Annotated in this window: 17 protein-coding genes and 1 pseudogene; 16 read left to right on the forward strand and 2 right to left on the reverse strand. The window is 66.9% G+C overall.

Features of this window, described 5'->3' with window-relative positions; all coding sequences use genetic code 11:
- Positions 1 to 1,983: a 3-phosphoshikimate 1-carboxyvinyltransferase gene (gene aroA / locus LW840_RS10580; protein WP_291276959.1), complete on the forward strand. Its 1,983-nt coding sequence runs from the start codon at positions 1 to 3 to the stop codon at positions 1,981 to 1,983.
- Between the two features lie 179 nt (positions 1,984 to 2,162).
- Positions 2,163 to 3,977: a 30S ribosomal protein S1 gene (locus tag LW840_RS10585; protein ID WP_291261021.1), complete on the forward strand. Its 1,815-nt coding sequence runs from the start codon at positions 2,163 to 2,165 to the stop codon at positions 3,975 to 3,977.
- A 175-nt stretch (positions 3,978 to 4,152) separates the two neighbouring features.
- Here LW840_RS10585 and LW840_RS10590 read toward each other — a convergent pair whose 3' ends face one another.
- The gene (locus LW840_RS10590) at positions 4,153 to 4,692 is read right to left on the reverse strand and encodes a hypothetical protein (RefSeq protein ID WP_291261020.1); all 540 of its coding nucleotides are present in this window, start codon (positions 4,690 to 4,692) and stop codon (positions 4,153 to 4,155) included.
- A 251-nt stretch (positions 4,693 to 4,943) separates the two neighbouring features.
- Here LW840_RS10590 and LW840_RS10595 point away from each other — a divergent pair, with 251 nt between their 5' ends.
- From LW840_RS10595 to LW840_RS10615, 5 genes are all read left to right on the forward strand, one after another.
- Positions 4,944 to 5,264, forward strand: coding sequence for a hypothetical protein (locus LW840_RS10595; protein WP_291276960.1), 321 nt, complete (start codon positions 4,944 to 4,946; stop codon positions 5,262 to 5,264).
- Positions 5,265 to 5,412: 148 nt separating this feature from the next.
- A complete protein-coding gene (locus tag LW840_RS10600) occupies positions 5,413 to 6,951 on the forward strand; it encodes an acyl-CoA carboxylase subunit beta (protein WP_345780904.1) in 1,539 nt (512 codons plus the stop codon).
- Complete coding sequence (accC, locus tag LW840_RS10605; RefSeq protein ID WP_291276962.1) at positions 6,948 to 8,498, forward strand: acetyl-CoA carboxylase biotin carboxylase subunit; 1,551 nt, start codon at positions 6,948 to 6,950, stop codon at positions 8,496 to 8,498. The genes LW840_RS10600 and accC overlap by 4 nt, the downstream gene beginning before the upstream one ends.
- 131 nt (positions 8,499 to 8,629) lie before the next feature.
- Positions 8,630 to 9,895 (forward strand): hypothetical protein, encoded by a 1,266-nt coding sequence (locus LW840_RS10610; protein WP_291269671.1) that lies wholly within the window; start codon positions 8,630 to 8,632, stop codon positions 9,893 to 9,895.
- Positions 9,892 to 10,398 carry a biotin/lipoyl-containing protein gene (locus LW840_RS10615; RefSeq protein WP_291261015.1) on the forward strand — a complete coding sequence of 169 codons (507 nt, stop codon included), beginning with the start codon at positions 9,892 to 9,894 and terminating at the stop codon, positions 10,396 to 10,398. Before LW840_RS10610 ends, LW840_RS10615 begins: the two co-directional genes overlap by 4 nt.
- A 48-nt stretch (positions 10,399 to 10,446) precedes the next feature.
- Here the strand turns inward: LW840_RS10615 and mscL are convergent.
- Positions 10,447 to 10,779: pseudogene (gene mscL / locus LW840_RS10620) on the reverse strand (large conductance mechanosensitive channel protein MscL); the annotation flags it as partial.
- Positions 10,780 to 11,092: 313 nt separating this feature from the next.
- On the opposite strand from mscL, the gene rplM reads away from it, so the two are divergent.
- The 9 genes from rplM to dxr all read left to right on the forward strand — a co-directional run bounded on the left by rplM (position 11,093) and on the right by dxr (position 18,234).
- Entirely contained in the window at positions 11,093 to 11,542 is a 450-nt protein-coding gene (gene rplM, locus LW840_RS10625; protein WP_291261013.1) for a 50S ribosomal protein L13, read from the forward strand.
- Complete coding sequence (rpsI, locus tag LW840_RS10630) at positions 11,542 to 11,931, forward strand: 30S ribosomal protein S9 (protein WP_291261012.1); 390 nt, start codon at positions 11,542 to 11,544, stop codon at positions 11,929 to 11,931. Before rplM ends, rpsI begins: the two co-directional genes overlap by 1 nt.
- A 147-nt stretch (positions 11,932 to 12,078) precedes the next feature.
- A complete protein-coding gene (gene rpsB, locus LW840_RS10635) occupies positions 12,079 to 13,017 on the forward strand; it encodes a 30S ribosomal protein S2 (protein ID WP_291261011.1) in 939 nt (312 codons plus the stop codon).
- A 165-nt stretch (positions 13,018 to 13,182) separates the two neighbouring features.
- A complete protein-coding gene (gene tsf / locus LW840_RS10640; protein WP_291261010.1) occupies positions 13,183 to 14,064 on the forward strand; it encodes a translation elongation factor Ts in 882 nt (293 codons plus the stop codon).
- Positions 14,065 to 14,070: 6 nt separating this feature from the next.
- Positions 14,071 to 14,820 carry a UMP kinase gene (gene pyrH / locus LW840_RS10645; protein WP_291261009.1) on the forward strand — a complete coding sequence of 250 codons (750 nt, stop codon included), beginning with the start codon at positions 14,071 to 14,073 and terminating at the stop codon, positions 14,818 to 14,820.
- Positions 14,817 to 15,368, forward strand: a complete 552-nt coding sequence (gene frr, locus LW840_RS10650) for a ribosome recycling factor (protein ID WP_291261008.1) — start codon at positions 14,817 to 14,819, stop codon at positions 15,366 to 15,368. Before pyrH ends, frr begins: the two co-directional genes overlap by 4 nt.
- A gap of 52 nt (positions 15,369 to 15,420) precedes the next feature.
- On the forward strand, positions 15,421 to 16,173 hold the full coding sequence (locus LW840_RS10655) for an isoprenyl transferase (protein ID WP_291261007.1): 753 nt from the start codon (positions 15,421 to 15,423) through the stop codon (positions 16,171 to 16,173).
- Positions 16,174 to 16,186: 13 nt separating this feature from the next.
- On the forward strand, positions 16,187 to 17,050 hold the full coding sequence (locus LW840_RS10660) for a phosphatidate cytidylyltransferase (RefSeq protein WP_291273621.1): 864 nt from the start codon (positions 16,187 to 16,189) through the stop codon (positions 17,048 to 17,050).
- An 11-nt stretch (positions 17,051 to 17,061) separates the two neighbouring features.
- Positions 17,062 to 18,234: a 1-deoxy-D-xylulose-5-phosphate reductoisomerase gene (gene dxr, locus LW840_RS10665; protein WP_343213625.1), complete on the forward strand. Its 1,173-nt coding sequence runs from the start codon at positions 17,062 to 17,064 to the stop codon at positions 18,232 to 18,234.
- The last annotated feature ends 4 nt before the right edge of the window (positions 18,235 to 18,238 follow it).

Genomic DNA, 18,238 nt, shown 5'->3' on the forward strand with positions numbered 1-18,238 from the left:
GTGCTTCGATTGACGGTGCAGGGCACCGTCCGCGCGCCGGGGGACAAGTCCATCAGTCACCGCGCCCTCATTTTTGCGGCCATGGCCGATGGCCCCTCCCGCATCCGCGGCATCCTGCCGTCGGCCGACGTGCATGCGACCGCCGCGGCGCTGCGCGCCATGGGAGTCGATCTGCCCGCCCTCAGCGATGACTTCGTCGTGCGGGGACGCGGATTGGCGGCGCTGCACTCTCCCGAAGGCGCCCTCGATTGCGCCAACAGCGGGACCACCACGCGACTCCTTGCCGGACTCATTGCCGGGCTGGCGGGTCGGGAGGCCCGGTTCGAGGGAGACGCCAGTCTCAGCCGTCGGCCAATGCGTCGCGTCACGGGGCCGCTCGGTCAGATGGGCGCTCGCATCGTGTTCGAGGGTCCCCCAGGCCATGATGGCCTCCCAATGCGCGTGCAGGGTGCGCCACTCACGGCCATCCGGTACGTCAACCGCCATGCCAGTGCGCAGGTCAAGGGCGCCCTGCTGCTCGCGGGGCTCGCGGCTGGCGTGGAAGTCACGGTTGAGGAGCCGGTGCGATCACGTGACCACAGCGAGCGCATGCTGCGCGCGCGCGGCGTGGCGCTCGAGTGTACCGATTCCGGGGTCACGCTGGCAGCGGCGCAGCGGGTGCTCCCCGCCGACGTCTCCGTGCCGGCCGACCCCTCCTCGGCGACGTTCTTCGCCTGTCTCGCCGCGTTGGCCGACGAAGGAGCACTTCGGCTCGAAGACGTCTGCTGCAATCCGACGCGCACCGGCGCGTTCGATGTCTTGCGGCGCATGGGGGCCCACGTGCGCGTCGAAGATGACCGGGACGTGGGTGGGGAACGGCTCGGGACTCTCATCGTCCGGCCCTCGCGTCTGGTGGGTACCGAGATTGGTGGCGACGAGATCCCGCGCTGCATCGATGAGCTGCCCATGCTGGCCTGCCTGGCATCACGCGCCGAGGGCGTAACCGTGATCCGGGATGCCCAGGAACTGCGTGTCAAGGAAAGCGACCGCATTCGGGCTGTCGTGGACAACCTTCGCGCGCTCGGGGTGGAAGCCGAGGAGCGTCCGGACGGCATGCGGGTGGTCGGCTCCCTGCGGCCGTTGACCGGCCATGTGGTCACGCACGGCGATCACCGTCTCGCCATGGCGTTCGGGGTACTGGGGGCGCTGCCGGGGAATCAGCTCACCATTGACGATCCCGGGTGCGTCGCGGTGTCGTATCCCGCCTTCTGGCGGGACCTGACGGCCGCCACCTCGCAGGGAGCCGCGGTCGCGGTGAGCGGCAGTCAGCACGCGCCGCTCGTGATTGCCATCGACGGGCCGGCAGCGTCCGGCAAGAGTTCCACGGCGCAGTGGGTAGCCAAGACGCTCGATGTCCGTCATGTCGATTCCGGCGCCTTCTATCGCGCGCTGGCGTTTCTCGCGGTCGAGTCGGGCGAGCCGCCCGAATACTGGACGGCGGAATCGTTGTTGGCGCGCGCCTCCCGGATCAGCTGGCGCTTGACCGAACGGTCGGTGCTCCCCTTGGTAGATGGACGCGATCAAGACGAACTGCTGCGGGGCAGTGCGGTGACCAGGACGGTGTCGCGGGTCGCCGCGATGCCCGCGGTGCGCGAGTGGGTGAACGGACAGGTGAGGGCAGCGGGAGCCGCGGTGGATGTCGTGGTCGACGGCCGGGACATTGGGACGGCGGTGTTCCCTGCCGCCCAGCTCAAGGTGTTTCTCGTGGCGGACACCTGGGAACGCGCCCGTCGCCGCCTCGTGCAGCGCCTCGGACGGCGCCCGACCGATGCCGAGATCGCCGAAGAGGCCGAGGCGCTCGTGGCGCGCGACGCGCAGGATGCGACCCAGAGCGCTCCTGCTCGCGATGCGATCACGATCGATACCACGACCGTCACGCAGGCGGAACAGGTGGAGCGTATCGTGGCGCTCGCGAGGGCGGCACGGGAGCGGCTGCGACGCTGACGTTCCCACCGGCCAGGCACTGCTCGCGTGCCGGGAAAGCGGTCGGGGGGTGGGTTCCGGGTTCCATGGGCTTGTAGCCCACTCTGGCCCCCCCTATGTTTCGGGGTTCCGGCATTTCCCTCTTCCCCTCATCTCGGCGCGGCGAGTGCAGTTCCGCGATTCTGGAGAAATCTCACCGTATGAGCACTGAACTGAGCCCCGAGCTCGCCGCTGAAATCGCCGCCGCCGAAGAAGCGGACCTCAACGACGACGCGCCCGTGTACGGCAAGCTGACGGCGCGCGAGAAGCGCGACCTGCAGAAGAGCCAGCTGCGCCCCCTCGCGAACCGCCGCCCCGAGCTGTACGAAGAGGACGAGTTCACGTCCGACGAGTACGAGCGCATGCTGGAGTTGTACAACGGCACGCTCGCGTCGATCGAAGAAGGGGAAATCGTCAAGGCGCACGTTCTCGAGATTCGCGAGAACCTGGTCGTGCTGGATATCGGCTTCAAGTCCGAAGGCACGATTCCGCTCGAAGAATTCAAGGACATGCCCGACCTCAAGGCGGGCGATGAAGTTGAAGTCCTGCTCGAGCACCTCGAGGACCAGGAAGGCTCGGTCGTCCTGTCCAAGAAGAAGGCCGACTTCATGCGCGTGTGGGAGCGCATCCGCGTGGCCTACGAGAGTGATCAGCCGGTCGAAGGCACCCTCGTCAAGAAGATCAAGGGTGGCGTGGTCGTGGACCTCATGGGCGTGGACGCGTTCCTCCCGGGCTCGCAGATCGCGCTCCGTCGCGTGCCCAATATCGACGAGCTGCTCGGTCAGAAGTACGAATTCAAGATCATCAAGCTCAACAAGCGCCGCCGCAACATCGTCGTGTCGCGTCGCGTGATCCTCGAGACCGAACGCGCGGGCAAGCGCGAGAAGCTCATGAAGGAGCTCGCGAAGGACCAGGTGCGGAAGGGCGTGGTCAAGAACATCACCGACTTCGGGGCGTTCATCGACCTTGGTGGCGTGGACGGCCTGCTCCACATCACCGACATGTCGTGGGGCCGCATCTCGCATCCGAGCGAGATGGTCCAGATCGGCATGGAGCTCGAGATCAAGGTGCTCGATATCGATTGGGAGCGCGAGCGTATCTCGCTCGGCCTCAAGCAGCTCCAGAGCTACCCGTGGAAGGACGTCGCCGCCAAGTACCCGGTCGGTACGCGCGTCAACGGCAAGGTCGTGTCCATCACGAACTACGGCGCCTTCATCGAGCTCGAGCCGGGCATCGAGGGCCTCGTGCACATCTCGGAGATGAGCTGGACGCGCAACGTGCGCCATCCGTCCAAGATCGTGTCGATCGGTGAAGCCATCGAGGCGGTGGTGCTCAAGGTCGACGAGACCGAAGAGAAGATCTCGCTGGGCATGAAGCAGACCGAGCAGGATCCGTGGGTCATCCTGCCGCTCAAGTACCCCGTGGGCACCCGCATCAACGGCAAGGTCCGCAACCTCACGTCGTTCGGCGCCTTCGTGGAAATCGAGCCGGGCATCGACGGCCTCATTCACATCTCCGATATGTCCTGGACCAAGCGCGTCCAGCACCCGTCGGAAGTCGTGAAGAAGGGCGACGCCGTGGATGTGGTCATTCTCAACATCGACAGCGAAAACAAGCGCATCTCGCTCGGCCTCAAGCAGGCCGAGGAAGATCCGTGGCTTCGCATCGGTGAGACCTACCCGGTGGGCACGGAGCTCCCCGGCAAGGTCGTGCGTCTCATGGACAAGGGCGTGGTCGTCGATCTCGGCAACGACATCGAGGGCTTCGTGCCGGTCAGCCAGCTCAACCCGGAAGGCACGGTCACCAATCCCGCGGACTTTGCGTGGGAGACGATGAATCTCGTCATGCGCGTCCTCGAGGTGGATCCCATCCACCGCCGGATCGTCCTGGCCGTCACGTCGGTGCCGGAAGAGCAGCCGCCCAAGCCGGCCGAGCCGAGCAAGGTGCACAGCTCGGAAGACGAACTCGGGCTGTAAATCAGCGCCATTGCGCGGTGTAGGGCAGACGGCCCCGGCATCCTCAGGATGCCGGGGCCGTCGCATTTCCGGCGCCAGTCCCGTGCCAGCCCACCTGTTTACGAGGGATCAGGCACCGGAGATGCGCCGGAAAACGAGGTCTTCCCGCCATGCAACGGCAGTGAACGCGGAGGCGTCACCGGCCCACGATGAGCGGCGAATCACTCTCCGGCCCTTCCGTTTCCGCTCGTCGGGTCTTCCTTGCCGCGTCCTTTCGCTGGTGCCCGAGCGATGCGAAGCCGAACACGGCAAGCAACAGAAAGCCGAAGACGAAAAGCACACTCACGAGCGCAACGCGGGCTGTCGTCATCGTGAACTGGCCAGCCATCTGCGAACTCACGATGCTCTTGAGTTCCTGCGCATCGAGCACGAACAGGACCACCGAGCCCAGAATGCCGAGGCAGAAGAGGGCCGCCAGCGAGCCCACCAGACGCGCCAGCCCCTGCCGTTCTAGCGACCGGGCAAGTACCAGAAGCAGGCTGAGACCGAGGAACGGGAGCAAAAGGACGCTCGACAAGGCATTGGCAGCGCCAAACCGCCACTGAATGTTGCCGAGCTGAAGGGGCCAGATCTGCGACGCGGCCTGAACGAACGGGACCAGCATGAGCAGCCACGCCGCGAGAAACAGGGTGCGCCGTGCCGGGGCGTCGTCGTGAAGGTCGGGAGAGTCGGACATGGGAAGGACTCGGGGTGGGAAAGCGGAGATCACGTCGGTACAAGGACGCGCGCCCCCCCTCGCAAGGCACGTTCCGGCGAACCCGGCTCGCAGGAGCAGCAGGTCGGTGCGCGGCGACCACTGTGCCGGGAATGTGACAATATACCCTGTCGACGAGAGGAACGCGGCAGTCAGCATTGGCCCGGGCCGCTATGGTCTGGGCGCAAGCCCGTCGCCCTCGACGACAGAGAATGACGACGTATCCGGCAGTCATGTCGCTGCCCCGCGTGGTTCGTGGTGATCCAGTGATCCTGAGGAGCCACCGCATACAGGATGCCTCCCGGGCGGATCTCAGGAACCGCGGCGTGGTGGGCATGATGACGCGCCGAGGCATGGTGGGCCACAACGCCAAGGTCGCCCACGGAACCGTGCACGTCGTCGACGCCACGAAAACGGCGCTCGGCGACGCCACGAAAACGGCGCTCGGCGAGGCCGCGAAAACGGTCGTTACCCCCCTCGATGTCAATCCGGCCGCGGGCAGTGCCACGCGGGTCCGGGTGAAGGTGACCTTCCCGATCATCGATGCCCCGTAACGGGAAGCGTCGGGCTGCGGCCTGCCCCCGCCCTGCAGGGACCCCGACGCGGTCGCGCGAAGCCGGTCCGAATTGGATCGGCTCCTCGTTTTTCGCGTGGCGCGCGCTAGCTTCCCGCGGCATGACCCATTCCACTCCCCCATCGGCCATGCGCGACAAGCTTGATCGCCTCGCGGGCGCGCGCGAGGCTTCGGAACTCGGCGGCGGTGCCGCACGCATTGCGCAGCAGCACGCGAAGGGCAAGCTCTCGGCACGCGAGCGTCTCGACGTGCTCCTCGACGACGGCTCCTTTGTGGAACTCGATCGGTTCGTCACGTCGCGGACGCTCGGTGAGGGCGAGTCTCCCATTTACGGGGACGGTGTGGTGACCGGCCATGGGCGGGTCGAGGGGCGACTGGTCTATGTCTTCTCCCAGGACTTTACCGTGTTCGGCGGGTCGCTCTCGGAAGCGCACGCGGCCAAGATCTGCAAGGTCATGGATCTCGCCCTGCGAAACGGCGCTCCGGTGATCGGGCTCAATGATTCCGGGGGCGCGCGCATTCAGGAAGGGGTGGTGTCCCTCGGTGGCTACGCGGACATCTTCCTCAAGAATACCCTGGCGTCGGGGGTCATTCCGCAGATTTCCGCCATTCTCGGTCCGTGCGCCGGTGGGGCGGTGTATTCGCCCGCCATTACCGACTTCATCTACATGGTGAAGGGCACGAGCTACATGTTCGTCACCGGGCCCAACGTCGTGAAGACGGTCACGCACGAGGATGTGACCATGGAGCAGCTGGGCGGGGCCGACACGCATGCCGGCACCAGCGGCGTGGCGCACTTCGCCTGCGATTCGGAGCTGGCCTGCCTGCAGCATATCCGGGAGCTCTTCCGCTACGTGCCCAGCAACAACGTGGAAGATCCGCCGCGTGGCGCCGGCCGGGATCCCAGTGACCGTCGCGAGGCGTCGCTGCTGGACGTGGTGCCTGACAATCCGAACAAGCCGTATGACATGCGCGAGGTCATCACCCGCATCGTCGATGACGGGCACTTCTACGAAGTGCAGCCGGATTATGCCGCCAACATTCTCGTGGGGTTTGCGCACCTCGGCGGCCACAGCGTAGGCATCGTGGCGAACCAGCCGGCCGTGCTGGCCGGTGTACTGGACATCAACGCCTCCCTCAAGGCCGCGAGGTTCGTACGCTTCTGCGATTGCTTCAACATTCCGCTCGTCACCTTCGAGGACGTCCCGGGGTTCCTTCCCGGCGTGGCCCAGGAGCACGGCGGCATCATCAAGCATGGTGCCAAATTGCTGTATGCCTACTGCGAGGCGACGGTGCCGAAGCTCACGGTCATCACGCGCAAGGCCTACGGCGGCGCATACGACGTGATGAGTTCGAAGCACATTCGCGGTGATTACAACGTGGCGTGGCCAACGGCGGAGATCGCCGTCATGGGACCGAAGGGAGCCGTGGAGATCCTCTACCGCAGGGAGATCGCGGAGGCGGCCGATCCGCAGGCGGCCCTCGACGCCCGGGTGGCCGAGTATACGGAGAAGTTCGCCAATCCCTACATCGCCGCGGCGCGTGGCTATGTCGACGATGTGATCGATCCACGGGAGACCCGTCCGCGCCTCATCGAGGCGCTCGCCACCTTGCGTGGCAAGCGTGATCGGAACCCGCCCAAGAAGCACGGAAACCTGCCGCTGTGAGCCGCGCGATGTTCACGAAGATTCTGGTGGCCAACCGGGGCGAGATCGCCTTGCGCGTCATTCGTGCCTGTCAGGAACTGGGTGTGAAGACGGTGGCCGTGTACTCCGAGGCCGACGCGGCTGCGCCGCACGTGCGGGAGGCCGACGAGGCCGTGCTCGTGGGGCCGGCGCCGTCGAGCCAATCGTATCTGGTCGGAGCGCGCCTCATCGAGGTGGCCAAGCGGGTGGGGGCCGAGGCCGTGCACCCGGGGTACGGATTCCTGTCAGAGCGCGCATGGTTTGCGCGTGCGGTGCGTGAGGCCGGCCTCGTCTTCATCGGCCCCCCGGCCGAAGCCATCGAGGCCATGGGGAGCAAGACTGCCGCACGGCAGCTCGCCATGGCCGCCGGCGTTCCCGTGGTGCCCGGCAACACCGAAGGGGTGAAGGATGCGGCCGAGGCGCTGGCCATCGCCGCGACCTATGGGTTTCCGGTGCTGCTCAAGGCGGCCGCGGGAGGTGGCGGCAAGGGGATGCGCATCGTCCGCACTCCCGACGAACTGGCCGGCGCCCTCGACAGCGCTCGTCGCGAGGCCCGGAACGCCTTCGGAGACGATGCGGTGTACCTCGAGAAGTACATCGAGGGGCCTCGACATGTGGAGATCCAGGTGCTCGCCGACACGCACGGCAACGTGGTGCATCTGGGCGAACGCGAATGCTCTGTGCAGCGCCGTCACCAGAAGATGATCGAGGAGGCCCCCAGTGTGGCGGTCACGCCGGAGCTTCGGGCGCGCATGGGGGCGACCGCGGTGGCGGCGGCACGGGCGGCCGGGTACGTGAATGCCGGCACCTGCGAATTCCTCCTCGATCGCGATGGGCAGTTCTACTTCCTGGAGATGAACACCCGTATTCAGGTCGAGCATCCGGTGACGGAGCTGGTCATGGGGCTCGACCTGGTGCAGTGGCAGATTCGCGTGGCGGCCGGTGAGGCACTCCCGTTTGCCCAGCAGGAGTTCACGCCGCGCGGCTGGGCCATCGAGTGTCGCATCACGAGTGAGGATCCGGAGAACGGATTCCTGCCGAGTACCGGGCGCATCGAGTATCTGCACTTGCCGAGCGGTCCCGGCGTCCGATGGGACGGCGGCATCGAGGCAGGCAGCGAGGTGGGGCTGCACTACGATCCGATGTTGGCCAAGCTCATCGTTCATGCGCCAACGCGTGCGCTGGCGATCGCGCGCATGCGACGCGCGCTGCATGAGCTCACCATTGACGGGATCGAGACATCGCGAGGCTTCCATCTTCGCGTCATGGACGATCCCGAGTTTCAGTCCGGGGACATCAGCATCCAGTGGCTCGAGCAGCGGCTCTCGTCCCTCACGGCGCCCCGCGCCGATGCGGCAACCTTGAAGCTTGCCGCCATCGCCGCTGCCTTGGTGGCGCACGAGGAGCGCACCGCAGGGCGGACCGGCAGCGCAGACCGCCGCGGTGACGGCGCGCCGTTCGCTGGCGCCACGCCGGACCGCCCGTCGTGGGTCGCGGAGGCGCGCCGCGAGGGGCTGCGCCGCTCGTGAAACGCCGTGCTCCCCGCGGGCGAGCGGGCGGCGCACCTCGCTCCACGCGTCTTCCGGAGTCCGTACACGTCGTCACCATCGACCGGATCGCGGCCGGAGGGGATGGCGTTGGGCGAAGCGAGGGGTTGGCCGTGTTCGTGCCGCGCACGGCACCTGGCGACGTGGTGCAGGTGGCGTACGTGACACACGCGCGCCACGGGCGGGGCCGCGTGTTGCAGGTCCTGACGCCGTCTCCCGACCGGGTCGCGCCCGAGTGCGTGCACTACGAGCGGGACCGGTGCGGCGGTTGCCAACTGCAACACCTGTCGCTGGAGGCGCAGCGCACGGCACGCCGCCATATCGTGCAGGAGACGTTGGCCCGCATTGGGCGACGGACGGTGCCCCTGCCGACGCTCGAGTACGGGGCGGCGTGGGAGTATCGCAGTCGCCTGTCGCTCACGTTGCGCCGCCGTGGTGCCAGCTGGGTTGGCGGCCTGCACCCGCATGACGACGCCACGCGCATCTTCCCGCTCGAGACCTGTCGGATTGCGAATCCTACCCTTGTTGCCGTGTGGACAGCCGTGCGCGCCGTGCTGCGCGCCGGCGAGATGGGCTTGCCGGGGGTGGCGCTTCCCTCGGGGGGCGTCAGCCCGGTGGAAATGCTGCGGTTGCACCTGCGTCTCGATGCCCCCAAGGTGCCCGATGCATCCCCCGGGGTGAGCGTGGTGATCGAGGGGGGGACCGCCTGGCCGGATGAACGGCGGTGGGCCGATGCTGTGCACCAGGCCGACGATCGTATACGGGGGGTCTGGTGGACACCCGATCGTGTGGCGGAGCCCCCCGCCAGCGAGCGTCCGGTGCCCGAGTATGCGCCGCAGGCGCGAGAGGCGATGGCGTTTGCCCAGGTGAACGACGATGTGGCTGACCGACTGCGGGAGTTCGTTTTTGGCGCCGTGCAGTCGTTCGGGCCGCGCCGCGTGCTTGACGGGTACGCAGGGAGCGGCCTGCTTTCGGCGCGTCTGGCGGCGGCAGGCGTGACGGTCGTGGCGGTGGAGGCCGACCGGGCCGGGGCGGGTGCCGCGGCGGCGCGATTGGAGGCGCTGGGCGAACAGGCGGCGAACGGGCGGGTGGTGTGCGACCTGATGGAAGAGGCGGTTGGAACGCTCGACCTGCCTGTGCAGGTGGTGGTGGTCAATCCGCCGCGGCGTGGGTTGCACCCTGATGTGGCGCGGTGGTTGGAAGCACCGGCCCAGCGCGACGTGCAGGGCATCGTGTACGTCAGTTGCGACCCGGCCACCCTGGCGCGGGATCTGGCGCGCCTTCCCTCCTGGCAGGTGGGAGAGGTGCGATGCTTCGACATGTTTCCGCAGACGGCCCACGTGGAAACCGTGTGTGTGCTGCGACGGGAGATCGCATGAAATACCTGGTGGACATCAACGGTGAACGCCTGACCGTGGAGCTCGACGCCGGCCACGCGACCATCGGCAGCGAGCGGGTGGAGGTATCGCTCAGCGCGATCCCCGGGACCCCGGTCCGTCTGGTGCGGATCGGTGAACAGATCCATCGGGTGGTCGCCCGCCGTGGCAGCGAACGGGGGCGGTGGCAGCTGGACCTCGATGGGGCCCGATTGGAGGTCGAGGCGCTCGACGAGCGCATGCGGGCGATCAAGGATTTGACGGCGGCGGCGGCGGTCTCGAGCGGGCCGGCGCCTCTCGTGGCCCCGATGCCCGGGTTGGTGGTACGGGTGGCCGTGTCCGTTGGCGACGTCGTCAGTGCCGGCCAGGGGTTGGCCGTCATCGAGGCCATGAAAATGGAGAACGAACTTCGCGCATCCTCCGCCGGCGTGGTCATGGCGATTCGCGTGACACCGGGGGAGGCCGTGAACAAGGGGGCCGTGCTCATCGAGCTGGCGGCCCCCTGATCGGATCCTGCCGTCGGGCGCCAGGCGCCCAACTCACCCCTTCGCGGGTTCGTTTCGGCGCATGCGGTTCACCCCCTTGATGACCAGGAACAGGGTGAACGCCACGATCAGGAAGGTGAGCACCTGATTGAGGAACAGGCCGTAGGCGACGGTGGGCACTCCGGCCTTCTTGGCGTCCTCGAGGGTGGTGAAGGTCCCCCCACCAACGGTGAGGAACCGATTGGTGAAGTCGATGCCCCCCGTGAGCAGTCCCACCACGGGCATGATGATGTCGCTGACCATACTGTCGACGATTTTCTGGAACGCGCCGCCGATGACCACGCCAATGGCGAGGTCCATGACGCTGCCCTTCATGGCGAATTCCTTGAACTCCGACACCATCGACATGCTCGACTCCGGATTGAGGGGGCGGCAGCCTCATCGCTACCGGCGAAATACCGGGCGCACGATGGGGAAGCGCGCGGGGGTGGGCAAGGGGGGACTTTGGCCGCCAGGGGCTGGCGGGGCACTTTGGCACAAGCTCCACGTTGACAGGCACTTCAGAGCTGTGTAAGCTACGGGTCTGTCCCGTTTTCAGGCACAGGCGCCGGAAGGTGCGCCGTCGTCTGTTTAGAAACCCTTTGCCGGGGGCCGACCCGCGGGCGATGTGTCCACGGTCCACGGCTTCTCCGCAACACGCACGGATCACGTTAGCATGAAGACCTACAGCGCGACCCCGAAGGATATCGACCGTCGGTGGTACATCGTCGACGCGGAAGGGATGGTCCTTGGCCGGCTCGCGTCGGAAGTCGCGAAGATCATCCGCGGCAAGCACAAGCCCATGTTCACGCCGCACATGGACACGGGTGACTTCGTCATCGTGATCAATGCGTCCAAGGTGCAGGTCACGGGCCGCAAGGCCGAGCAGAAGACCTATTTCAGCCACACCGGCTACATGGGCCACGAGAAGCACACCCCGTTCGCCACGATGCTGGCGAAGCACCCGGAGCGTGTGATCGAGAAGGCCGTGTACGGCATGCTCCCGAAGACCGCGCTCGGTCGCCAGGTGCTGCGCCGCAAGCTGCGTGTCTTCGCCGGCGCCGAGCACCCGCACATTGCGCAGAGCCCGGCCAAGCTTTCCTTCTCCACTGCCGAGGCCAAGTAATGTCGGAACAGATCAACGCCGTCGGCCGTCGCAAGGAGGCGGTGTGCCGCCTCTACCTCACGCCCGGCACGGGCAAGTGGGAAGTCAACGGTCGTACGCTGGGTGACTACTTCCCCCGGCCGACGCTGGTGTCGGCCATTCAGCAGCCGTTCACGCTCACCGACTCGCTCGGCAAGTACGACGTGAAGGCCGTGCTGGACGGTGGTGGCATGTCGGGCCAGGCAGGGGCGGTGCGCCTCGCGGTGGCGCGCGCCCTCGTGAAGGTGGACGAGACGAACAAGAAGAAGCTTCGTGAGTTCGGCCTGCTCACGCGCGATGCGCGGGAAGTCGAGCGCAAGAAGCCGGGCCGCGCTGGCGCCCGCAAGCGCTTCCAGTTCTCGAAGCGCTAAGCAGACGGCGCCGGTGGGGTCCTCCCCGGCGCACTGCCCAGCATATCTCACACGTGGTCCGAGCCGATGGCGGGTGCTGTGCCTCGAGGCACAGTCGCCATCGGCGGTGACGATCACGGACGACTCCAAACACCCAGGTATCCCATCATGGCCAGTCCGTCCCTCGAGCAGCTGCTCGCCGCGGGCGTCCACTTCGGGCATCAGACCCGTCGCTGGAACCCCAAGATGCGCCGGTTCATCTTCGCCGAGCGCAACGGCATCCACATCATCGACCTGCAGAAGACGCTCCGCCAGATCGAACTGGCGCAGAAGCTCGTCCGCGAGGTCGTCCTGCGCGGCGAGAACGTGCTGTTCGTCTGCACCAAGCGCCAGCTCGCCGCCATCGTGCGCGACGAAGCCGCGCGCTGCGGCGGCATGTTCGTGACCGAGCGCTGGCTTGGTGGCATGCTGACCAACTACCAGACGGTCAAGAAGCAGGTCAAGAAGCTGAAGGAGCTCGAAGCCGGCAGCGAAGACGGCTCGCTCGCGAACTACACCAAGAAGGAACAGCTCCTCATGTCGCGTCAGCGCGAGAAGCTGTCCAAGTACCTCTCGGGCATCAAGTCGATGAACCGCCTCCCGGGGCTGCTGTTCATCATCGACTCGAAGAAGGAGCGCATCGCCGTCTCCGAGGCCAACAAGCTGGGCGTGCCGATCGTGGCCATCGTCGACACGAACGCCGATCCGGACCTTATCACCGTGCCCATCGCCGGCAACGACGATGCCATTCGGTCGGTGGAGTTGATCACCAAGGTGATTGCCGATACCATCGACGAAGCGCGTCGCGAGGCGCCCAGCCGTCCGTCGGAGGAGGAGCAGGAGACCTACACGTTCTCCAGCGACCGTGGTGCGGAGCGCGCCGATCGCGGTGATCGTGGGGGCCGTGGCGGTGAGAACCGTGGTGGCGGCGACCGCGGTGGCAGCAATGAGCGCGGCGGACGTCCGCGCCGTCGGCGGGCGAAGCCGGAAGCGATCGCGGCGCGCCTCAAGGGGGGCGACGCTCCCGCCGGCGAGACTGACGCCGGTGCCGCCGACAGCGCCGAGTAACCAGCGACGTTCCGCTCGGTTTCCGAAGGCGGCGGCCCTTGGCGCCGCTGCCGGGGATGTTGAAACGCGACGCCGCCGGCTCTTCCCGGCGGCGTTGTTGTAGCACAGAGCAGTACCCTCCCAGTACCGACCACGCACACTTCAGCGATAGACAGGGACTCGACGATGGCGATCACGGCCAAGGACGTAGCGGAACTCCGCCAGCGCACGGGCGCCGGCATGATGGATTGCAAGAAGGCGCTCGAGGAGAACAACGGCGACATGACCGCCGCCATCGAGTACCTCCGCAAGAAGGGCATTGCCAAAGCCGAGAAGCGTGCCGACCGCTCCACCAGCGAGGGCATCGTGGGGGGCGACGTGTTCAACCACGGCACGTCCGCGGCGCTCATCGAGGTGGCGTGCGAAACCGATTTCGTGGCGCGCAATGAGGACTTCGGCAAGATCGTCACCGCGCTCCTCGCCCACCGGGTGCAGTCCACGGCGGCCGACATCGAGGCGTTCCTCGCGGAACCGATGACCGGCAGCCCGTCGGAGTCCGTTGAAGAGTACGTGAAGGCGGCCGCAGCGAAGACCGGCGAAGCGGTCAATGTGAAGCGCACCGTGCGCTTCGACGCGGGGGCCAATGGCCAGGTGGGGATGTATCGCCACCACAATGGCAAGCTCGCCACGATCGTGCAGGTGACGGCCTCCTCCCCGGAGGTGGCCAACCACGAGGCCACGAAGGAACTGGTCAAGTACATCGCCGAGCATGTCGCGGCGTCAGCGCCCATTGCCGTCGACCGCAGCGGGGTGCCCGCGGAGAAGCTCGAGGCCGAGCGGCGCGTGGCGGAAGGGCAGGCCCGCGAGACGGGGAAGCCGGAGGCCATGATCGAGAAGATCGCGACGGGCAAGGTGGAGGCGTACCTGAAGGACGTCACGCTCATGCCGCAGCCGTGGGTGCGCGACGCGGCCATCACCATCGCGCAGCTGGTCGCAGACCATGGCAAGAAGGCGGGTGGCGCAATCACGGTGGACCGCTTCGCGCGCTTGCAGCTCGGCGCCGAGTAACACGCCATGAGCCAATCCGCGACCGGCGCGCGCGCGCAAGGCGGGGCCGACCTGCGCTTTCGGCGCATTCTCCTCAAGCTCTCCGGTGAAGCGCTCGCCGGAGAGCGAGGGGTGGGATTCGATTTCGAACGCATCGGGTTCTTCGCCGACCAGATCGTGCAGGTGGCGCGCATGGGCGTGCAGCTCGGCCTGGTGATCGGTGGCGGCAACATCGTCCGCGGGACGCAACTCTCGCAGATGGGCATGGATCGCGTCGGTGCCGACTACATGGGCATGTTGGGGACCGTCATCAATGCCATGGCGCTGCAGGACGTGCTGGAGAAGAAGGGGCTCGATACCCGCGTCATGACCGCCATCCGCATGGAGGAGCTGGCGGAGCCCTACATCCGCCGGCGGGCGTTGCGGCACTTCGAGAAGGGGCGCACCGTGATCTTTGCCGCCGGCACGGGCAACCCGTATTTTTCCACGGATACGGCGGCGGTACTGCGGGCCATTCAGATGAAGGCGGATGTCATCATCAAGGCCACGAGCGTCGACGGCGTATACTCGGCCGATCCCAAGAAGGACCCGAACGCCACCCTGTACGAGACGATCAGCTACCGCGACGTGATGCTCGAGGAGCTGCGGGTGATGGACCAGACGGCCATCACGCTGTGCAAGGAGAATCAGTTGCCGATCGTCGTACTCAACCTTCACCGCCCCGGTGCCATCGAGCGCGCCATCAAGGGCGAACGCGTAGGGACACTGGTTTCATGAGCATTGCCCAGATCCTGAAGGACGCGAAGGCCGGCATGGACAAGGCCCTCGACAACGCCAAGCGGGAATTCTCGAGCGTTCGCTCGGGGAAGGCCTCGCCGAACATGCTGGACACCATCAAGGTCGAAGCCTACGGCTCGCTGCTGCCGCTCAATCAGGTGGCCACCGTATCCGCCCCCGAACCCCGCATCCTGCTCGTCACCCCCTTCGACAAGGGGCAGGCAAAGGTGATCGAAAAGGCGATCCGCGAGTCGGAGCTCGGGTTGGATCCGGCGCACCAGAACGGCATCATCCGCGTACCCTTGCCCAGCATGACGGAACAGCGCCGCAAGGAGCTCGTGAAGATCCTCCACAAGCTCGCGGAAGATGGCAAGATTGCCGTGCGGCACGCGCGCACCGATGCGCGCGACAAGATCAAGAAGCTCGACGGCGTGTCGGAAGACGACAAGAAGCATGCCGAGAAGGATCTGCAGAAGGTGCACGACGAGGAGATCGGCCGACTCGAGGCGATGCTGAAGGCCAAGGAAGCCGAAATCATGGAAGTGTGATTCCGCCGCCGCGGACACGCCGCCCTGTGTTCCCCCGTCACCGCCGCGACCCATGATGACTGATACCGAGTCGGATCTGTTGGCACGCATTCGCGTGCATGGGGCGGTGCCGCGGCATATCGCGATAATCATGGATGGAAATGGCCGATGGGCGCGGGAACGACACATGCCGCGCCCATTCGGGCATCGGTCGGGCATGAAGGCGGTGCGCGCCGTGGTGGAGGGGTGTCTCGAATCCGGCGTCGAATGGCTGTCACTGTTCGCGTTCTCCCAGGAGAACTGGCAGCGGCCCGAAACCGAGGTGTCGGCGCTGATGTCGCTCCTCGAGGAGTTCATTGCCCGTGAGGCGGCGGACCTCGCGCGGCAGGGGGTCTGCGTCCACGTGCATGGCGATCTTGATCGCCTCAGCCCGGCCGCTGCCGCGGCGGTCGAGCGGGTGCGGCGGGAGACGTCGGGCGGTGCGCGCCTCGGCCTCAACCTCTTCATCTCGTATGGCGGACGCGCCGAGCTGGTGCGCGCAGCCCGTCTCCTCGCTACCGACGTGTTGCAGGGGGACCTGCTGCCGGAGGAGATCGACGAGGCGCAGTTCCGGAGTCGGCTCTTCACCGCTCACTGTCCCGACCCGGACCTGCTCATTCGGACCTCCGGCGAGCAACGGCTTTCCAACTTCCTGCTGTGGCAGGTTGCCTACGCGGAGCTGTACATCTCCAGCGTCCTGTGGCCCGATTTCGATCGCGCCGCCCTCTACGAGGCGATCTGCGACTTCCAACGTCGTGACCGTCGCTTCGGACGGGTGACTCCATAACCCCTGCTGCGTCGTGAACGAACTCGGTCGTCGCGTCCTTGTGGCGCTCGTTGGAGTGCCACTCGCCATCGGCATCATCTGGATCGGGGGGGCGCCACTCGCCACCCTGCTCGGCGGGCTCGCCGGTATCGGCGCGTGGGAGTTCTATCGCCTCGCTCGGGAAGGTGGCGCGACCCCGCTGGTCGTCCTTGGGGTGATCGCCGCGGCGCTCGTGCCGATTGCCGTGCACGGCGAGCTGTTGGGGGTGCTGCGCCTCCCGCTCTACGCCTGGATTCTTCCCGTGCTGCTCCTGCTCGGCGCCGCCATCTGGTTGCGCGGGGTCGAGGGGAGGCCGCTGGGCGCGGTCAGCACGACGGTGTACGGCGTATTGTACACGGGGGGGACGCTCGCCTTCGGTTATGCCCTCCGCTACCACAACTACGCGGTGGGCGATACCGCCGGAGCCTTGGCCGTCCTCTTTCCGGTTGTGCTCACCTGGGCCAGCGACACCGGAGCGTATTTCAGCGGCCGACTGATCGGCGGGCGCAAGCTCATGCCCAGTGTGAGCCCGGGCAAGACCGTGGCGGGGGCCGTCGGAGCGATCGTCGTGACCGTGGCGGCGACCTATGCGTTCGTGCACGGCCTCCTTGTTCCGCGTGCCCAGCTGGCCTTCACCCCGTGGGGACTGGTCCTGTTCGGTGCCGCTATCAGTGTGGTCGCGCAGGTCGGCGATCTCGCCGAGTCCCTCCTCAAGCGTGAGGCCGGCGTCAAGGACAGTGGCACGCTGTTCCCTGGACACGGGGGCGTACTGGATCGCCTCGACTCGCTCTTTTTCGTGCTGCCGACGGCCTATGCACTGTACGACTGGCTGTTGATCCCCGCGCCGGGGGGACGATGACCCCCCCCGGAATGTCGGCGGCCCCCATCGGAGGTGCGTCGGCCGCCGGGCCGGTGGGTGTTGCCCTGCTTGGGGCAACCGGCTCGATCGGCACCAGCGCCCTGCGCGTGTTGGCCAGGCAACCGGATCGGTTCGTGCCGGTCGCCCTGACCGCCAACGGGAACTTTGCGGCGCTGCAGGAGCAGGTGGCGCGGTTTTCGCCCGCGTATGCGGGACTGGTGCAATCGTGCCCCGACGCGCCGGCGGCATGGGGGCGTGGCCCTGATTGCCTCGTGGCGGCGGCCACGCATCCCGAGGCCGCCATCGTCATCAATGCCGTGGTCGGCGCCGCCGGGCTTCCGGCCACGCTCGCCGCGCTGCGTTGCGGGAAGCGTGTCGCCCTGGCGAACAAGGAAACGCTTGTCGTCGCTGGTGGCATCGTCACGGACACGGCCCGCGAACACGGCGGCGAACTGGTGCCCGTGGACAGCGAGCATTCGGCCATTCTTCAGTGCCTGGCTGGGCGTCAGCCGCATGAGGTCCGACGGCTCCTGCTCACGGCCTCCGGCGGCCCCTTCCGCACGTGGCCCGCCGAACGTATCGCCACCGCCACCCGGAGCGATGCGCTCAAGCATCCCACCTGGCAGATGGGCAGCAAGATCACCATCGACAGTGCCACGCTGGCGAACAAGGCGCTGGAGGTGATCGAGGCACATCACCTGTTCGGCGTGCCGTATGACCGCATTGACGTCGTCGTCCATCCGCAGAGCATCATCCATTCGTTCGTGGAATTCGTTGATGGCAGCGTGCTCGCCCAGATGGGGGTGCCGAGCATGGAGTTGCCCATCCTGTACGCCCTCACGTGGCCGGAACGCGTGCCCGACAGTGGCGTACCATCATTCGATCCGGTGGCGTTGGGTGGCCTCACGTTCGAGGCGGTACGCCACGAACAGTTTCCCATGCTCGGCCTGGGGATCGCGGCCGGACGCCAGGGCGGAGCGGCCCCGGCGGTGTTCAACGCGGCGAACGAGGAAGCCGTGGCGCAGTTTCTCGCAGGACATCTGAGTTTCGGCGGGATTGCCGAACGGGTGGCGGACGCGTTGCAGGAGTTGGGTGGATCCTCTGGTGACACGCTCGACGCGCTGCTCGCGGCCGATGCCGCCGCGCGTCGTCATGTCCGGTCTCGCATTGTGGCGGAGTTGTAGCAAC

This window comes from Gemmatimonas sp. (assembly GCF_021298855.1).
Lineage (GTDB): Bacteria > Gemmatimonadota > Gemmatimonadetes > Gemmatimonadales > Gemmatimonadaceae > Gemmatimonas.

Bases quoted from the DNA above. Each gene is read 5' to 3' on its own strand.
- LW840_RS10585 (WP_291261021.1), top strand. From the start codon at position 2,163: ATGAGCACTGAACTGAGCCCCGAGCTCGCCGCTGAAATCGCCGCCGCC.
- LW840_RS10590 (WP_291261020.1), bottom strand. From the start codon at position 4,692: ATGTCCGACTCTCCCGACCTTCACGACGACGCCCCGGCACGGCGCACC.
- LW840_RS10595 (WP_291276960.1), top strand. From the start codon at position 4,944: ATGTCGCTGCCCCGCGTGGTTCGTGGTGATCCAGTGATCCTGAGGAGC.
- LW840_RS10600 (WP_345780904.1), top strand. From the start codon at position 5,413: ATGCGCGACAAGCTTGATCGCCTCGCGGGCGCGCGCGAGGCTTCGGAA.
- LW840_RS10615 (WP_291261015.1), top strand. From the start codon at position 9,892: ATGAAATACCTGGTGGACATCAACGGTGAACGCCTGACCGTGGAGCTC.
- rplM (WP_291261013.1), top strand. From the start codon at position 11,093: ATGAAGACCTACAGCGCGACCCCGAAGGATATCGACCGTCGGTGGTAC.
- rpsI (WP_291261012.1), top strand. From the start codon at position 11,542: ATGTCGGAACAGATCAACGCCGTCGGCCGTCGCAAGGAGGCGGTGTGC.
- rpsB (WP_291261011.1), top strand. From the start codon at position 12,079: ATGGCCAGTCCGTCCCTCGAGCAGCTGCTCGCCGCGGGCGTCCACTTC.
- tsf (WP_291261010.1), top strand. From the start codon at position 13,183: ATGGCGATCACGGCCAAGGACGTAGCGGAACTCCGCCAGCGCACGGGC.
- pyrH (WP_291261009.1), top strand. From the start codon at position 14,071: ATGAGCCAATCCGCGACCGGCGCGCGCGCGCAAGGCGGGGCCGACCTG.
- frr (WP_291261008.1), top strand. From the start codon at position 14,817: ATGAGCATTGCCCAGATCCTGAAGGACGCGAAGGCCGGCATGGACAAG.
- LW840_RS10655 (WP_291261007.1), top strand. From the start codon at position 15,421: ATGATGACTGATACCGAGTCGGATCTGTTGGCACGCATTCGCGTGCAT.
- dxr (WP_343213625.1), top strand. From the start codon at position 17,062: ATGTCGGCGGCCCCCATCGGAGGTGCGTCGGCCGCCGGGCCGGTGGGT.